Annotated in this window: 17 protein-coding genes; all 17 read right to left on the bottom strand. The window is 45.4% G+C overall.

Going from position 1 to position 16,987, the window contains the following annotated elements:
* Positions 1-92 precede the first annotated feature (92 nt).
* The 17 genes from GPK88_RS15015 to GPK88_RS14935 all read right to left on the bottom strand — a co-directional run bounded on the left by GPK88_RS15015 (position 93) and on the right by GPK88_RS14935 (position 16,962).
* Positions 93-560: a hypothetical protein gene (locus GPK88_RS15015; protein WP_005340973.1), complete on the bottom strand. Its 468-nt coding sequence runs from the start codon at positions 558-560 to the stop codon at positions 93-95.
* Positions 561-585: 25 nt separating this feature from the next.
* Positions 586-771, bottom strand: coding sequence for a DUF6440 family protein (locus tag GPK88_RS15010; RefSeq protein ID WP_005342831.1), 186 nt, complete (start codon positions 769-771; stop codon positions 586-588).
* Positions 772-788: 17 nt separating this feature from the next.
* Positions 789-1,151, bottom strand: coding sequence for a TfoX/Sxy family protein (locus GPK88_RS15005; protein ID WP_195565768.1), 363 nt, complete (start codon positions 1,149-1,151; stop codon positions 789-791).
* 46 nt (positions 1,152-1,197) lie between these two features.
* Entirely contained in the window at positions 1,198-1,497 is a 300-nt protein-coding gene (locus GPK88_RS15000) for a hypothetical protein (RefSeq protein ID WP_330626706.1), read from the bottom strand.
* A gap of 129 nt (positions 1,498-1,626) precedes the next feature.
* On the bottom strand, positions 1,627-2,625 hold the full coding sequence (locus tag GPK88_RS14995) for a ParB N-terminal domain-containing protein (RefSeq protein ID WP_195565766.1): 999 nt from the start codon (positions 2,623-2,625) through the stop codon (positions 1,627-1,629).
* Positions 2,615-3,400, bottom strand: coding sequence for a ParA family protein (locus tag GPK88_RS14990; RefSeq protein ID WP_148446718.1), 786 nt, complete (start codon positions 3,398-3,400; stop codon positions 2,615-2,617). Before GPK88_RS14990 ends, GPK88_RS14995 begins: the two co-directional genes overlap by 11 nt.
* Before the next feature lie 14 nt (positions 3,401-3,414).
* The gene (locus tag GPK88_RS14985) at positions 3,415-3,735 is read right to left on the bottom strand and encodes a SymE family type I addiction module toxin (protein ID WP_148446720.1); all 321 of its coding nucleotides are present in this window, start codon (positions 3,733-3,735) and stop codon (positions 3,415-3,417) included.
* 132 nt (positions 3,736-3,867) lie between these two features.
* Positions 3,868-5,094 carry a 23S rRNA (uracil(1939)-C(5))-methyltransferase RlmD gene (gene rlmD, locus GPK88_RS14980; RefSeq protein WP_243278894.1) on the bottom strand — a complete coding sequence of 409 codons (1,227 nt, stop codon included), beginning with the start codon at positions 5,092-5,094 and terminating at the stop codon, positions 3,868-3,870.
* A 102-nt stretch (positions 5,095-5,196) separates the two neighbouring features.
* Entirely contained in the window at positions 5,197-6,042 is an 846-nt protein-coding gene (locus tag GPK88_RS14975) for a class II fructose-bisphosphate aldolase (protein ID WP_118071573.1), read from the bottom strand.
* A gap of 106 nt (positions 6,043-6,148) precedes the next feature.
* On the bottom strand, positions 6,149-7,048 hold the full coding sequence (gene iolE, locus GPK88_RS14970; protein ID WP_215707999.1) for a myo-inosose-2 dehydratase: 900 nt from the start codon (positions 7,046-7,048) through the stop codon (positions 6,149-6,151).
* Positions 7,049-7,074: 26 nt separating this feature from the next.
* The gene (iolG, locus tag GPK88_RS14965) at positions 7,075-8,088 is read right to left on the bottom strand and encodes an inositol 2-dehydrogenase (RefSeq protein WP_148446722.1); all 1,014 of its coding nucleotides are present in this window, start codon (positions 8,086-8,088) and stop codon (positions 7,075-7,077) included.
* Positions 8,089-8,583: 495 nt separating this feature from the next.
* Positions 8,584-9,627 carry a LacI family DNA-binding transcriptional regulator gene (locus tag GPK88_RS14960; protein ID WP_215707998.1) on the bottom strand — a complete coding sequence of 348 codons (1,044 nt, stop codon included), beginning with the start codon at positions 9,625-9,627 and terminating at the stop codon, positions 8,584-8,586.
* A gap of 27 nt (positions 9,628-9,654) precedes the next feature.
* Entirely contained in the window at positions 9,655-11,241 is a 1,587-nt protein-coding gene (locus GPK88_RS14955; protein WP_148446726.1) for a response regulator transcription factor, read from the bottom strand.
* Positions 11,241-12,980 carry a cache domain-containing sensor histidine kinase gene (locus tag GPK88_RS14950; protein ID WP_215707997.1) on the bottom strand — a complete coding sequence of 580 codons (1,740 nt, stop codon included), beginning with the start codon at positions 12,978-12,980 and terminating at the stop codon, positions 11,241-11,243. Before GPK88_RS14950 ends, GPK88_RS14955 begins: the two co-directional genes overlap by 1 nt.
* 137 nt (positions 12,981-13,117) lie before the next feature.
* Complete coding sequence (locus tag GPK88_RS14945; protein ID WP_330626705.1) at positions 13,118-14,488, bottom strand: MFS transporter; 1,371 nt, start codon at positions 14,486-14,488, stop codon at positions 13,118-13,120.
* Positions 14,489-14,738: 250 nt separating this feature from the next.
* Positions 14,739-15,686, bottom strand: a complete 948-nt coding sequence (locus GPK88_RS14940; RefSeq protein WP_215707995.1) for a substrate-binding domain-containing protein — start codon at positions 15,684-15,686, stop codon at positions 14,739-14,741.
* 124 nt (positions 15,687-15,810) lie between these two features.
* Complete coding sequence (locus tag GPK88_RS14935) at positions 15,811-16,962, bottom strand: iron-containing alcohol dehydrogenase (protein WP_173761921.1); 1,152 nt, start codon at positions 16,960-16,962, stop codon at positions 15,811-15,813.
* Positions 16,963-16,987: the final 25 nt, after the last annotated feature.

Here is a 16,987-nt window from a genome sequence, read left to right as displayed (position 1 = left end):
TCATCGTAAATGGAAGAAGCAAATCCATAATCAACATAAAAATCCAAAACCCCATTGTAAACCTCCTTTACTACAACTTCAAATTGTTACACTTAAAAAAGCGGAATTTCACCATCATAGTTTTCTGCTTTTTCCAATAGCGGTCCTTTAGCTCCCATCGTAAACGCGATGTCGCTACTGCGGATAGAGAGCAGCTCCATTCCGGGTCTCACCTTCAAAAAATCCATCATTTTCTTCGTAAGAAGAATTTGCCCCTCCTGTGAAATCTCTACCCAGCAGTAGGAACGCCCCTTGTATTTGATAAATTCGCCAGAACCTGCTGAGTAGTCAAGCAACGGTGGAGTATCGTCCAAAATGTGACCAAGTTTTGACGGATGCAAAAGGCCTTTCCGGGTGACGCAGAAGCCACCGGTAATCTTACTTCCGGTAAAAAGATATACTTTTCCTTCATCTGCAATGTGATATTCTTCCATTGCCTGCGGTGGAATCCGCAATGTTCCATCCGTCCGAATGAGTGATTTCCCGAAAATAAATTTTCCTCCCTTATTCATTTGTGGCATAAAAACACCTCCTGAAATTCCGATTTTACTTTGTAACTATGACTTTTCCTTCTGAATCCAGAAGAGGTGTAATAGCCGCTCCATATCCAGATTTCCAACAAAGATAGTTAACCCCAGTCTCCTTATCTACAAGGATTTGGCGAACTCCTTCATCCTTAAGCTGACTTCCGTCTCTAAATGTAACTTCAAATCTTTCTTCTTTCTTTGCCATGTTTATTTCTCCTTTTTTCAAGCGTTAAATTTAAATTTTCCTGTTATACAAACTGGGAATTGTTTATTTCTTTTCGGTTTTAGGGCTGGCAATTCATCATACATTGCATGAAACAAGCCTGTCAAAAATTCCTTATTATCAACCTCATCTACCAACAACATCTCTTTTGCTCCCTCATAGGGTAATTCATACGGAGCTGTCGGCATATAACTAATTGCTGATTTTACTGGTTTAACAAGTAATCTATCATCATAGATACCACCTACAATCTTGCCACGATAATAAATAATAAATTCTCCCATCATAGCTCGATAAGTAATTTCTTCTAACTCAGATAGCTGCCCTAAAATAAGCTCTAAGTATTCCTTGCTTGATGCCATATTTCCACCTCAAATTCCTATTTGATTCTCCCATTATAACATCTCACTACATCTCCTTCAACGTAAAGCTCACCGTCCACAATCCCTTATAACTGGTATCCTTTTTCAGCTTCGCTTTATACCCAGTCACATACATCTCAGACAGTTTCAGCTCCGATATCTCCACATCAAAATACTGCACGCTGATCTTATCCAGTTTCGCATACCCTGCCAGCTTCTTAAGCCACTTCGCCGTAACAGAAAACGACACCGGGATCTGCGCAACGCCATGCCGCACCACATCCCTCTGCGTCGTCCCTGCCTCCGTCTCACCACCGGAATCCGCTTCCACATCCTCCAGCTCCACCTCATAGGAATCTCCGGATTATGTATATACCACATATGTCTGGTATTCCGGGACATGATGGTCACATCCCGGTCATCCATATAAATTATTTCAAAATATCCCGGATCCAGACATTCAAGATCTTCCCTGCTAAACACCTGGTGCCTCCTTTCCAAAATACCCTTCCAGTGCTTTCTCCATGATTTCCTGCACCGCTCCGGCATCCATCTGCCCAAAATACCTCTCATACAATTCCACCGGCAGCTTCACAGACACACTCTGCGGCTTCTTCTGTTCTTTTCCTGCCAGGACACTTTCAACCGCCTCTTTCGTAATCTCCTTTCCCATCTTCCGCAGTTCCACTGCCTGCTTCGGTTTCAGTTTCTTTCCTTCTGCTTCTGCCACCTGCTGGATCATCTTCTGCATCTTCACATTCAGATAAGACAGATCCACAGCGGCTACCATTGCCAGCGTCCCCTTATCAACGGCATCCTTAAACTCCGGAATCAGCCGGTCCAGCCGCATGTATCTGGCAATATTCCTTCCAGTCATTCCATATTCCTCACCAAGTCCATCACGGCTTTTCTGTGACTTGTGGACATCATGTCCACAGGTTCTCTGTCTGGACTTGTGGACATCGTGTCCACAGGTTTCTTCCAGAGCCTCAATCTCCTGCCGAATATCATTTCGTTTCCCCTGACTGCTTATCTTTTCATAACGTGCCACCAGCACTGCTGCCTTCTCTGATGGAAGCAGTTCTGCAAAAGATCTCTGCAACAGGTTTGTCTCGATCACATATACATAAGCATCCTCATCAGACAGATCTGTCTTCACTATCGCCGGCACTTCCGTCAATCCTGCTATCTTCGCCGCATTGGTTCTGTTATGCCCTGCAAGCATCTCATACCCCCTTGCAGCCTTCCTCACGATCACCGGATTCAGCACACCATACGCCCTGATGCTCTGTACCATATCTTCCAGACGGTCTCCCTCATACAGCCGGAATGGATGATCATAAAACGGATGGATTTCCTCAACAGGAATAGAAACAATCCCGTTCACAGCCACTGACGTATCCTGCACCGGATCCTCAGAAAGAAGATCCAGTGCGTCCTGAAATACTTTTCTTTTTGGTGCATTAGCTTTCATCCCCAGCCACCTCCTCTGCCAGATTCCGGTATGCTTTACAAGCCTTATTCTCCGGTGCATACTCCAGAAGCGGCTCACTGTAATAAATTGATTCTCCCACCTTTACTGTGTTTGGTATGATGCTCTTAAAAATCCGGATCTGTCCATCAAAAGTTTCCGTCAGCTGTTCTGTGATTACCTTGCAGAGATTTGTTCTTGCATCACACATAGTCAGCAGGATTCCTGAAATCTGCAGGCGGTCATTCAGTCTGCTTCTGACTTTCTTCACTGTCCGGATAAAATCCTGCAATCCCATCATTGCCAGAAGCTGCGGATTGACAGCAATAATCACCTCATCAGCCGCCGTCAGTGCGTTAATCGTCAATGTTCCGAGCGATGGACAGGTATCTACAATAATATAGTCATACAGCCCTCTCAGCGGCTCCAGAATGCCGGTCAGCATCTTCTCTGAACCCATCTCCATCCGCAGCTTACTGTCCACTGCTGAAAGCATCATGGATGATGAAATAAAGTCCACGCTATTTCTGCTCTGAATAAACTCTGACAGATCCGGCATTTCCTCATCTTCCAGCCGATTCATCATCAGATGTCCAATCGTCACCGGCACAGCCGCAGGATCTTCAATTCCGAAGCAGGTTGTCAGATTTGCCTGGCTGTCAAAATCAACAGCCAGAACCCTTTTTCCCATCTCAGCCAGTGAATAAGCCAGGTTCCAGGAGCTGGCAGTCTTGCCAACTCCCCCTTTAAATGATCCGCACATGATAATTCTTGCCACACTTTCTCCCCCTCTCATGCTTTCTTTCCATAACAGCCAGCACTCTGCTCTGCCACATATTTTGCAGTAATTTCTTCTTTTTCATTCTGGTATCTGATTTTCAGTTTCTTAATCTCCTCATCCATAAATGCTGTTTTTGCTTCCTGCTCCTGTGCTTTATTCACATCCGGCGTGATAATCAGCTGACCATTTTCACATTTCACCTGCACATAATCCCCAAGATGAAATCCCAGTTCTTCCAGCCACTTTCCTTTTAATGTAATTACCGGAACCGTCTCATATTTATAACCGCTCTGTCCACAAACCTTCATATTTCTTACATTTTTCTTTGCCATAGAATTGACTCCTTTCAGATTTGACTAATAGATTTTCAGATAAAAAGAAAAAGCCGCTGACACGTTATTTTCTAACGCATCAACAGCTTCTGTCTTGCTTTGTTTCAGTGTATTATTCGGTTTTGTAAAGGTTTATTTGCTTTCAGCATTTTCCCTGATACGGTAATAATCATCCATATCAATGCCTATTTTTACCTTGGCATCTGGTTTTCGTTTGCCCAAAAGGCACACAGTCTCCACCGAATCGGTGACCGGGAACATATCAACCGGCTGCATCTTCTTCACCAGATAATCTCTCTTTGTAAGATATGCAAGGTCTCTGGCCAAAGTCTCCGGATTACAGGATACATAAACGATCTTCTCCGGGGAAAGGCTCAAAAGAGAATGCAGGAATTTACGGTCACTTCCTGCACGCGGAGGATCCATAAGAACTACATCCACTTTTTCCCCTTCTGCAGCCATTCCTTCCATAAACCAGCCGGCATCCCCCGGAACAAAACGGACATTACGAATCTTGTTCTCTCTGGCATTCATTCTGGCATCACGGATGGCATCACGGTTCAGCTCCACACCAATGACGTCTCTGGCATTTCTGGAAGCAATGATCCCAATGGTACCTGTTCCGCAGTAAGCATCGATCACACGCTCTTTCCCTGTCATTGCCGCAAACTCCATGGCTTTTCCGTAAAGCACTTCTGTCTGCACCGGATTTACCTGATAAAAGGAAGACGGTGAAATACGGAAGGTCAGTCCCATAAGACGGTCTTTGATAAATCCCGGTCCGTAAAGTACAATATTCCGGTCTCCGAGAACCATGCTGGTCTGTCTGTCATTGACATTGAGTACTACAGTTGTGATCTCCGGATGTTCCTTGCGGAGAGCTTTTACAAAATTATTCTTGGACGGAAAGATCGGTGAAACCGTAACCAGAACTACCATGATCTCCCCTGTAGAAAATCCTCTGCGCACAAGCACATGTCTGAGAAGTCCGTAACCTGTGTCCTCATCATAAGTCTTGATCTTAAAAGATTTCAGCATACCACGGATGGTACGGATGATCTCCTGGCTCTTTTTATCTTCGATCATACAGTCGTCTACAGAAACGATCCTGTGGCTCTTTTCCTCATAAATGCCGGAGATCACATTTCCTTTCCGGTCACGGCCAAACGCCGCATGAACTTTATTTCTGTAATAATAAGGATCTTCCATTCCGATGATCGGTTCAACTTTACCGAATTTTTTCAGAAGGCCTTCTGTAATTTTCTGTTTCTTGCGAAGCTGATCCTGATAAGGTACTCCCTGGTAACGACAGCCGCCGCATTTCTTCGCAACTGAACAGACAGTTTCTTTCTGCTCCATTTATATCTCTCCTCTTTCACGGGCACAAAAAAGATGTTCCCAGTTATTTTCACTGAGAACATCTTAGCAGACCTTATGTTTTTTTACAAGAAAATCCTTGATTTATGCCTGATATGGCTCGTTAAATACAAGAATATGTCTCTTCACATTCTCATAAGTCCCCTGAACCATAGCCTCATTGAGATCAAAGAAATTATGTTTGTCTGTGGATGCCATATATTTCTCCACATGAGCAGTCAGGCTGTTAAAGCTTGCTGTGGCAATATTCACCTTGCGGATACCAAGAGAGATCGCTCTCTGGAAATCTTTGTCCGTGATACCACTGCCGCCATGAAGAACCAGCGGAATGTCCACTTTCTCATGAATCTTCTCCAGTACATCAAAAGCAAGAGTCGGTGCTACCGGATAGTTACCGTGTGCATTGCCGATGGCAACTGCAAGAGCATCGATACCTGTCTCTCTTGCATAAACAACTGCATCATCCGGGTCTGTGCAGCGGATACCATGGTCACAGCTTCCATCCTCACTTCCGCCTACAAGACCAAGCTCAGCCTCAACGGTGGCGCCATATTTACGGGCTTTCTCCACAACCGTCTTTACCTTGGCGATATTTTCCTCAAAAGGAAGAGTGGACGCATCCAGCATAACGGATGTAAAACCAAGCTCCAGAGCCTTGTCAACCGTCTCAAAAGTAAGGCCGTGATCCAGATGGACAGCCACATCCACCTTGGCTTCTTTTGCAGCCTGCACCATCATCGGTCCCATCAGATGAAGCGGGGAATTCTTGAGACGAACCTCCGCGATCTGAAGGATGATGGGTGTATTTAATTCTTCTGCGGCGCGGATCGCACCTTTCACCATCTCCATATTACCAACGCTGAAAGCACCACAGCCAATATTCTTCTCCTCGGCACGCTTCAGCAGATCTTTCATTTTCACAAGTGCCATGACTGATCCTCCTGTCCTGTTAATCGTACACTGTTTACAGAAAAAGCGGTGTCCACGCACTTCTGGCCGATACCGCTTTTTCCGTCTGATTTATATTATTTATTATTTAGAGTCCTGTCTTCTCGGCAATGAATTTTCTTGCACGGATCGCATACTCAAGCGGATTAGCCTTAGCCGGATCCTGCTCAGCCTCTACAACCATGTATCCTTCATAGCCAGCCTCTTCCAGAACTTTGAAGATCGGATCATAGTTGATGCATCCATCTCCAGGAATTGTGAAGGCACCAGCTCTTACACCTGCAAGGAAGCTCATGTTCTCTTTCTTAACCTGCTCAACAACTTCCGGACGGATGTCTTTCAGATGAACATGTTTGATTCTGTGAACATACTTCTTAACAACTTCAAGCGGATCCTCTCCACAGTATGTAAAGTGACCGGTATCAAAAAGAAGGCTTACATACTCAGGATCTGTATTCTCCATCATACGGTCAACCTCAGCAAGGCTCTGTACAACAGTACCCATATGATGATGGAAAGTAAGGGCAATGCCATACTCCTCTTTGGCGATCTTACCAAGTTTGTTCATACCTGTGCAGAAAGTATCCCACTCCTGGTCATTCATCTCATATTTATGGCCGAAGATCGGAGTATCCAGCTGACCCTGAACACTGTAGCTCTGCTCAGAAGCGCCAATAACCTTAGCCCCCATAGCTTTCAGGAAATCAAGCTGTGCACGGAACTCTTTCTCAACTTCCTCAAATGGTTTGGTGATAAGGAAGCTTGAAAACCACTGGTTACAGATCTCAACACCACGAAGTTCAAGAGCTTTCTTGAGAACTTCCGGATCTTTCGGATATTTGTTACCAACCTCGGAACCTGTGAAACCGGCAAGGGCCATCTCACTGACACACTGCTCAAAAGTATTCTCTTTGCCAAGGTCCGGCATATCATCGTTAGTCCATGCAATTGGTGCAATACCAAGTTTTACTTTATTCTTATCAAACATTGGTCAATTCTCCTTTATTATTTGAATTATTCCATAATCTCAGAAATCTTTACTGGTCTGTGCTCCTCGCTGGATTTCTTAGCAGCAAGACCCATTAATACCGGTTTCAGACCATCGTAAACATTCAGAGGTGTCTCTTTGTCATTAACGATGGCATCGATAAATGCTGCAACCTCTTTACCGTAAGCATCCATGTATCTCTCAAGGAAGAAGAACATCGGTTTCTCACCGGTAACGCCCTCAGCATTGCTGATCACTGTGGAAGACTGGCTGTCATTGGAGATAGCAGCCATACCCTCAGAACCGAATACTTCCGCTCTCTGGTCATATCCATAGGAAGCTCTTCTGCAGTTATCGATAACAGCGATCGCACCATTCTCCATCTGAAGAGTGATAACAGCTGTATCAACATCCCCAGCTTCACCGATAGCCGGATCAACCAGGTTCGCACTCTGAACATAAACCTCAGTAGCATCACATCCTGCAAGGAAACGAGCCATATCAAAATCATGAATGGTCATATCCAGGAACATACCACCGGAAACCTTAACATAATCAATGCTAGGCGGCTCAGGATCGCGGGAAGTAATCTTGATGATCTCCGGTTTACCAACCTTACCAGCTGCAACAGCCTGCTGAAGAGACTCAAAGTTGTGGTCAAATCTTCTGTTGAAACCAACCTGATATTTCAGATTCGTGCCCTCAAGAGCATTGATAACCTCTTTGATCTTGGCAATATCATGATCGATCGGTTTCTCACAGAAAACATGCTTGCCAGCCTTGATAGCCTCTACAGAAATCGGAGAATGAGTATCTGTAGAAGAACAGATCAGAACTGCGGAAATCTCAGGATCATTGATGATCTCCTTATAATCCTTAGTCGTATGCTCAACACCCATGCTCTTAGCCCAAGCAGCAGTCTCATCATTTAAGAACGGATCCGCAACAGTCTTAATTACTGCATCCGGTACCCTTGTTGTGATACTGGTGATATGAACTCTACCAATTCTACCTGCTCCGATAATACCAACTTTAATCATAGTTTTGATCTCCTTTTGATTTATTTTCCCAATGTTATCCTCTTGCGTGTCCGAACACGCTCTTTATGCTTAATATAATATCATCGTAACCCACAAATCGCAACCCCTAATATTGTACAATATTACCATCTTTTTTCTATTAAAAATGACGAGAACTATTTTTAGCCACAATATGTAATATTTTTAGGTCAACTTCACCACAATAATTCCAACATATTCCCACAGTTTCAATCAGACATATACAAACCCATTCCTCCACTTCCAGGCATCCAGCGCAGCGCCGATGCCCACCTCCTTCCCGTCACGCAAACGCAAACTCAGCCTCTCCAATTCCAAGCGTCCAGCGCAGCGCCGACGCCCACAACCCTCCCGTCAAACAAACGCAAACTCAGCCCCTGCAGTCGTCCAGCGAAGCGCTGACGACCCACAACCTATCTGTCAAACGACATTTTTTTCTCGCTGGATGCACCAGCCGTGGAAGGGGACACCCCCATTTCAGTGTCTCCCCTCCGGAATCGTATACTCATTTCTTATATATATCTCCGTAAACAACTTCTCCCTATCCGGTTCCTCCCCATTAAACAACAGCCGAAACAAAATCATCACCGGCTCATACCCCTGTATCCTGGCATCCTGCCCAATCAGAAAATGAATAAACCCTTTCCTCATCAATTCATAATTCCGCCCCATAAAATCATTAGCAACCATCTTCACCTGGCCCATCTTACCAGCCTCTGCAATAGCCCTACAAACACCCTCCTCACCATGAGAAGTAAGATAAATCCCCGCAAGATCCGGAACCTCTTCAAAAATCTTCTCCGCAATCTCTCTGGCCCGCACATTCTCCTCAAAACAATACTCCGGCCCAATGATCTCAATCCCCGGATACTTTTTCCTCATCTCAGACCGAAACCCCGACACACGACTGCTAAGAGAAGTATTGGTCCTGTAACCAGAGATAATGGCAACTTTCCCCTTTCCCCCGGTAAGTTCTCCCATAAGCCCCGCAGCCGCCCGTCCACACTGCACACCATTCTGCCCCACAAAACAAAGCCGCTTCGTATCCTCCACATCGGAAGTAAAAGTCACCACCGGAATATGATACTCTTCCACAAACCGGTCGATCTCTTTTTTCACCTCTTCGGCTTCAAGAGGAACCATCGCAATACCGCTGACTTCTTCCTGCCGCATTTTTTCCATGGTAAAAAGAACATCCTCTGCACTTTGATGCTCAATGGTATGGATCAGCACCGTGCCGCCCAGATTATCGACTTCCGCCCTGGCCTCCTCAACACCCTTCATGACTTCCTTCATAAAAGGAGTCTCCGCACCCTGAAGGATCACGCCAATCTTGATATTATTTCTGCTCATGGACAGGGCACGTCCCAGCTGATTCGGTTTATACCCCATCTCCTCTGCGATCTGCCGGACTCGTTCTGCTACTTCCGGCCTGATACGCCCTCTGTTATTCAATGCTCTGTCAACGGTTCCTCTGGAAACACCAGCAGCCTCTGCAATCTGTCTTATGGTAACACCCATGTTCTTGCTCCTCTTCTCTGCTATACCCTATGATATGCCGGAACCCTTCCGGTACTCCGCAGGGCTCATCCCTGTGATCTTCTTAAATGTCTTGGAAAAATAGTGGTAATCTCCGAAACCGGAGCGCAGGGCCACATCCTTCACCCTGCAGTTCGTCCCGGAAAGAAGCTTCTTCGCACAGTCAATCCGAAGCTCCTGCACATAATTGGAAAAACCAATCTTCATCTCCTGTTTGAAAAGATAACTGAGATAGGCAGGATTCACCTCCGCCGCATCTGCCGCATCCTGGAGGCTGATCTGCTCTTCATAATGTTCCCGGATAAACTCCAGCGCCTTTTTCACAGCAGCAGAAATCCCCTCCGGAACCACATCCTCTCCTCCTGCAAAAAGTTCCGAAATACAGGAATTTCCTTTTTCCCGGAATTCTTCAAAATCTTCGATCTCTTCATACCAGATTGGATCTTTTTCAAGGCCTGCTGTCTGGTTCAGTTTCTTAAGCCACTGTACAAGAAGCCTTCCGTCCGTATAACGATTCTGACATTCTGTAAGGACCTGCTCCCAGAGCTCTTCCGCCTTCTTTTTGTCCTTTCCTGCTTTCAGGGCAGAAATCTGTGTTTCCAGTATGTCGGCACTTTCCGGCAGAACACTGTCCGCTTTCTTCCGGCCTTCAAAATAAAGGATCTCTTTTTTCTCATAAAAATGCAGTTTCATCATTTCTCTGGCCTGCTGGTAAGCCTGACGGATTCCTTCCTCTCCCATGCAGACACTGCTGACACTGATGCCGAAATCGCAAAAATCCTCCTGGCAGTGCCGGTAGCAAATAGCCGCAACCTCTGTCAGCCTCTGCTGCATGGCTGAAGTCCTGCAGTCCCTGGAAAGATCCAGAAAACAACAGAAAATCCCTGCACCAAGATAAATCACTTCTGTAAATTCGCTTTCTGTTCCAAGGAGCTCTTCCGTCCGTTCCAAAAGCCTGTGGCGGAAATGATGGGAATACTGTTCCACTTCCAGCGGGGTCCACTGCCGTTCCCGCTCCGCCCATCTTTCCATAAACATACAGATCACAGCGCTGTTAAAATATTTCCCGGCGATCCCGGCTTCCACACGTTTTTCTTCACGTGCCTGGTTTTTCAGCATCCCGGAAATCAGGCCGTTGAAAAAATAATATTTTAGAGCATGGCTTCCCAGATGGATCAGTTTTCTTGCCTGCGCCTGTTCCTGGCTTTTTTTCCTGCGGTTTTCGATCAGCCGGGCTGATTTTTCCAGGGTATCATAGAGACTGTCCTCATCCAGACTGTTTTTCAGTACGTATTCATCCGCGCCAAGGCGCATGGCCTCTTTTACATATTCAAAATCATCATGACAGCTGAGCACGATAATATAGATATCCCTGTTTTCCTCACGGATCTTTCGGATCAACTCAATGCCATCCATCACAGGCATGGTCAGATCCGTCACAAGAACATCGATCTTTTCTTTCTGAAGAAACCCGTAGGCTTCCTCTCCGTCCTCGGCATCATCCACGATCTCGTATCCAGCTTTTTCCCAGGAATCCAGTGTTTTCAGATAACTTCTTACCAGAAAATCATCATCTGCCACCAGTGTTCTGTACATCAGCTTTTCCTCCCTTCTTCCGGTATATCATAGATTGCTGGCAGAAAGACAGTAACGATTGTACCATTACTGCTGCTGTCATATTTCATTCCACCTTTTTCTCCATAATAAAGCTCCAGTCGTTCTTTTACATTGGGAACTCCCACTGCGGAAAGTCCCTTTGTCTTTTTTGCACGACTTCCCAAAAGATCCCGGATCTGTGCTTCTGTCATTCCTCTTCCGTTATCTTTTACTATAAGGATCAGCTCTCCTTCCTTTACTTTTCCGCTGATCCATATCTTTCCTGTCTGCCGCTTGATGTCAATCCCGTGAAGAAGGGCGTTCTCCACAAGGGGCTGAAGAATCAGCCTTGGAATATAGCACCGGTATGCTTCCTCGGAAATCTCATACTCCACCTGAAAACTCCCCTGATAACGGAAATCCTGCAGATGGATATAGTTTTTCAGGATATGGATCTCATCAGCAACGGAGAGAAAACTTCCTTTTTTGTTGATGCTGGCCTGAAGAAGCTCCACAAAATCTCCGATGAGGCCTGCCAGCTCTTTCTCCCCTTTTAAAAATGCGGCAAACTTGATGGAATTCAGGGTATTATACATAAAATGCGGTGTGATCTGATACTGCAGCGCTTCCAGTTCCGCATCTTTTTTCTGCTGTTCCTCCTCAATCACCTGGGCGATCAGATCTTCGATGTAATCCAGCATATGGTTGAATTCTTTTCCCAGGGTTCCGATCTCATCGGCAGTGGTCACTTCTGTGCGAAGGCTTAAGTCTCCCTCACCAACCTTCTCAATGGTACCTGTCATGGACCGGAGTGGTCCGCAGACCACCCTGGAAAGCCACAGTGCCAGAAGCACAGCTGCCACAAAAACAGCCCCGAAGATTCCGATCAGGAAAAGCCTCATCTGGGAAAGTCCACTTAGGACTTCTTTTTTTGGTACTTCCAGGTATAACCCACAGTCTGAAAAACTTCCTCTGCTGAAAAAGGAGATCACACCGTTTTTTTCTATATATCCTTCCACACCTGGAACATCATGGTCTGTAATCTCCGGAAATGTTTTCCCAAGATCACTGTAATCTTCTGATGTTACAATCTCATTATTTCCATCCACAAGCAGAATCCTGGTGATCTTCTCATCATTGACAGCTTCCAGATATTCATAATAAATGGCCCGTTCCTTGATGTCCGCCGCAACATATCCCAATGCCTCTCCGTTGTCATCTTCCACCTTCTGGATCACCGAAAGAAAACTGCTGCCTTCATGGACCAGGGATTCCATAAGGACCGGAAAAGAATCCCTCTCCTGTATTTCTTCCAGCTCTTCGATCCGCTCTCCTTTAATCCCTTGTTTGTTTACCGGAAACTCTTCCGATGTCACCGCCATTTTTTTGTCTGGAAAAACAAAGTAAAGAGAATTGATATCTTTATATTCCCGGCTGTGTTCCCGGAGAAGCCCTGCCATATTTTCCAGGCTGCTTTCATTTCCGGTATGAAGGTAATCCACTGCATTGTTCCGGATCTCTTCATCCCAGGCGGTTCTCGTATTCACATAATAAATCTCTTTCAGGGATTCGTCCAGATCTTTTACGGTCTGCTGCATCCGTCCGTACAGGATCCCGGAATAGTTTTCTTCGATCATCCCTGCTGCCCGGAGATAAAATACCACGGTAAGAGAACCGGCGGTAAACATGGTAACTGCCAGAATCGCCAGCATGATCTTTGCCCGGATGCTTTTTAACACAAGACCTCCTCCCTTCTATAAAAGCGGATACATCTCTTCCGCTTTGGCTGTTTCCTCATAAACACAGGAAACAGCAGGAGTATCTTACCCCTGCCTGATTTCCTGTTTGTGGTTGAATATATGTTTTACAATAAACTTTATAACTGTCCGTGTGCCTCGCGCTCGGTAAGCTCCTGCATGATCGACGGATACATCTTGTCAAGTTTGTATCCGAAGAGTGTTACGATGATCACTGCTGCAATGAGGATCGGTCCGAATTTGTAAAGAGAAACGATCATCTCCAGTGCTGTTTCCGGCTGTGCAGTTATTCCTGCAGATGAGCTTACATATCCGGAGCTGCTTAACAGTCCTGTGATCATTGCTGATGCAAGACCTGCACCAACTTTTGTTCCGATGGAACCGCCTGCAAAGATCAGGCTTTCCTGACGGATGTGGTTTTTCCACTGTCCAAACTCAACTACATCACCAACCATACTGAATACAACTGCATTTAACGGTGCAAGTCCGATGGCACGTGTGACACAGCTCATAACCATGAATCCGAAGCTGTATGGGTTCAGGAAGAACAGAAGCTGTCCGCCAAGTGCGATAAATCCGCCCACAAATGCGATGTTTCTTTTTCCGAATTTCTTAATTAACGGTGAGCAGACGAAGATTCCTGCTACCAGTACCAGTGTTTCTGTAAGATACAGTGCACTGTACATCCATGTGTCATTGTTGAAGATATATTTGCAATAGTAAGGAAGAATGGTTCCTGTGATTGTAAAGGATACGCTCTGTACTGTCCACAGAAGCATAACTGCCCAGAAATACTGGTTTGTAAAAAGTGCTTTCAGCATTGTAGGAACCGGAAGTTTCTCATCTTTCTTTCTTGCCTCGATCTGAACTTTCTCTTCACATTTGAAGAAGCACAGAAGCAGAAGAACCAGTGCCAGTACTGCCCAGACGCTCATAACCTTGATCCATGCAGCCTGATCGTTTCCAACCAGTTTTACAAGTGGTAGTGTACAGGTTGCAGCGATAATTCTGCCAAGAGGGGAAAGTCCCATTCTCATAACACTGAGTTTATCTCTCTCCGATGATTCACGGATCATCATTGTGGAAAGGCTTCCATATGGAAGGTTGATCGCTGTATAACATACTGTTGTACAGAAGTTATAAGTTACAAACAGATACAGAAACTGAAGCATTCCTGTTGTGTGCGGTACTGTAAAAAGCAGTACTGCTGACAGTGCAAACGGAACACTCATCCACAGAAGCCAGGGTCTTGATTTTCCCCATTTGGAATTGGTACGCTCTACAATGACACCCATGACCAGATCGGAAAATCCGTCAAAGCATCTGGAAAGTAACATGACAAGTCCTACTGTCGCTGCACTGATTCCTACATAATCTGTATAAAACAGTGTCAGCAGTGTTCCGATCATTCCGAACACGATATTACATCCTACATCTCCTCCAGCATAACACAGCCTCGTTGATACCGAAAGTTTTTTCTTCTTCTCCATCTTATTATCCCGCCCTTTCATTTCTTTTCGTTTTTTGTTTTCGACTTCCTTTTGATGATTCTATTTTATCGAAAATACGGGATTATCAAAGTGTGAGAAATTTTAGTTTTTTCGGTATTATTTTTGCCTGACTGTTAAATCTGTGCCAAAGTTCTCCTGTTTCCGGTTTCCCGGTGTCCTGTTTTTGTCCTATTTTTATGTTTTGTGTTTTATTTTTGGATGAAGATGCTCTGCTTCCTGCCTTTGCACTTTAAGAAGAACCATATTTGTCTTCTTTTATGTACGCATCAATATTCTCCGTGGTAAGTACCTGGGAATCCAGGATCTCATCCTCTCCGGTTCCTTCTCCTTCCAGATCTTTCACAATATACCGGATGGTTTCGTAACCGATCTGATAACCGCACTGGGCTCCCAGCGCCACGATACGACCGTCCTTAACTGCTTTCAGGGCGTCTTCCTGGGCATCTACGGAAACAATGGAGATCCCCCTTCCTTCCGTTGCCTCTGAAAGGCCCAGAGCAGTCACAGCGCTGGTGGTCATGATCCCGTCAAGATCCGGATACTTCTTGAGGATCTCATCCACATCTTTCTGAGAAACCTGCATATTGCTGTAACCGTTTCGCACCATTTCAATGGTGATCCCGGGTTCTTTTTCCATATATTTTTCAAATCCGTTAACACGCATCCGATGCCCTGCCTGATTAAAATCACCGGCGATCACACCGATCTTTCCCTTATGATCCAGGGCCCTGGCAAGCTGCTCGCCAAGCTCATAACCCAGTTTTTCATTGTCAATTCCGATATAAGGTACATCTGCATCTTCTATGGGGGTATCGCAGGCGTACACGGAAATACCTTTTTCCTTCGCCTGCTGCACATACTCTTCACATTCATAAGAATCAATTGGGGAAACCGCCAGCGCCTGGATATCTATTTTCAGAAGATCCCTGATCATATTTTTCTGGACTTTTTCCTCTGTCTCAGAATCCGGAGACAGGATCACCACATCCGCATGATATTTTTCCGCCGCATCTTCCATTCCGTCACAGACGGACAGCCAGTATTCGCTGCTTTTGGATTTTGTGACAACACCGATGGTTACCTTTTCCTCTTCTGTTTTCTTTGCTGAGGGCCCGCATCCGGAAAGGCTGCAAAAACTTAAAACTGCCGCCAGAATACAGATATATTTTTTTCTCACGAAGGATATGCCTCCCTTTCTTTTGCAGCTGCCGCTGTTTTTACTACGGAAAAAAAGACTCCGGAGCCTTTTTCTCCGGTCCGGAGTCTTTTCTTATCTGGCATTTCGGATTTACATGTGCATTTTACCAGAGTTTTCTGTAGATTTCTTTCACTTCTTCTTCGGTTACGTCACGCATGGTATTCTGCGGGCTTCCGCTGTCCATAGCGTCATGTGCCATTTTATCAATTACATTGAAGAATTCTTCTTTGTTGATTCCGAACTGCTCCAGAGTCGGAGTATCCAGTTCATTTACAAGTGCCTCTACTGCTTTCAGGAATTTCTCAGCTGCTTCCTGATCGGAATCGGAGGCGTCAGCAACACCGATATCACGGCCAAGGGCACCAAATCTGTCATATGCTCCAGGAAGTGCGAAAGTAAGGCACTCTTTCAGAAGCATGGCATTGGAAAGTCCGTGCGCTACATGGAACAGAGCTCCGATCGGGCGGCTCATTCCGTGGATAATGGTAACGGATGCATTGTTGAATGCGATTCCTGCTTCCAGAGCTGCTACTGACATCTGTACACGGGCTTCTTCGTTCTTTCCGTCTTTGTACGCAATTGGAAGATATTTGAAAATTCTCTTTACTGCTGATACCGCAAATGTATCGGAAAGTGTCTGTGCTTTTCTGGATGTATAAGCCTCCACACAGTGGCAAAGTGCATCAAGGCCTGTTGCTGCTGTGATCTTTGGAGGTGCAGTCATAGTAAACTGCGGGTCGATAATGGCAAGATCCGGCATGAGAACTTTGCCTTTAAGAAGCATCTTGATGTCTTTTTTAGTATCTGTGATGATCGTGAACTGTGTTGCCTCAGATCCCGTTCCTGCTGTAGTAGGGATTGCTGCCATTGGCGGCATCTTTACATCGATCACTTTTCCCATGTAATCGGAAATGCTTCCGCCATTTACTACCAGTGATCCGATAGCTTTCATGGAGTCAATGGGGCTTCCGCCTCCCAAAGCTACCAGGAAGTCACAGTTCTCATCTTTATAGATCTGTAAGCCTTTTTCAATCATGGTATCTGTCGGCTCACCACAGATGTCAGAATAAATGCTGTATGCAATGCCCTGATTTGTCAGCGCCTTCTCAACTTTTGCACAGTTTCCCAGGTCGATCATTACTTTATCGGTTACGATCAGAGCTTTTTTACCAAGGAGTTTCAGTGCGTTTTCCGCCATATCCAGTGCTCCGGAACCGGAAATAATTTCTCCAGGTACAATAAATTCTCTTGCCATTGTCAAAATCTCCCTTCAGTCAGTA

Source organism: Blautia sp. MCC269 (genome assembly GCF_018785655.1).
Classification (GTDB): Bacteria; Bacillota; Clostridia; order Lachnospirales; family Lachnospiraceae; genus Blautia_A.
The sequence above is the reverse complement of the archived record's forward strand: the minus strand, read 5'-3'. Positions and strand labels throughout refer to the sequence as shown.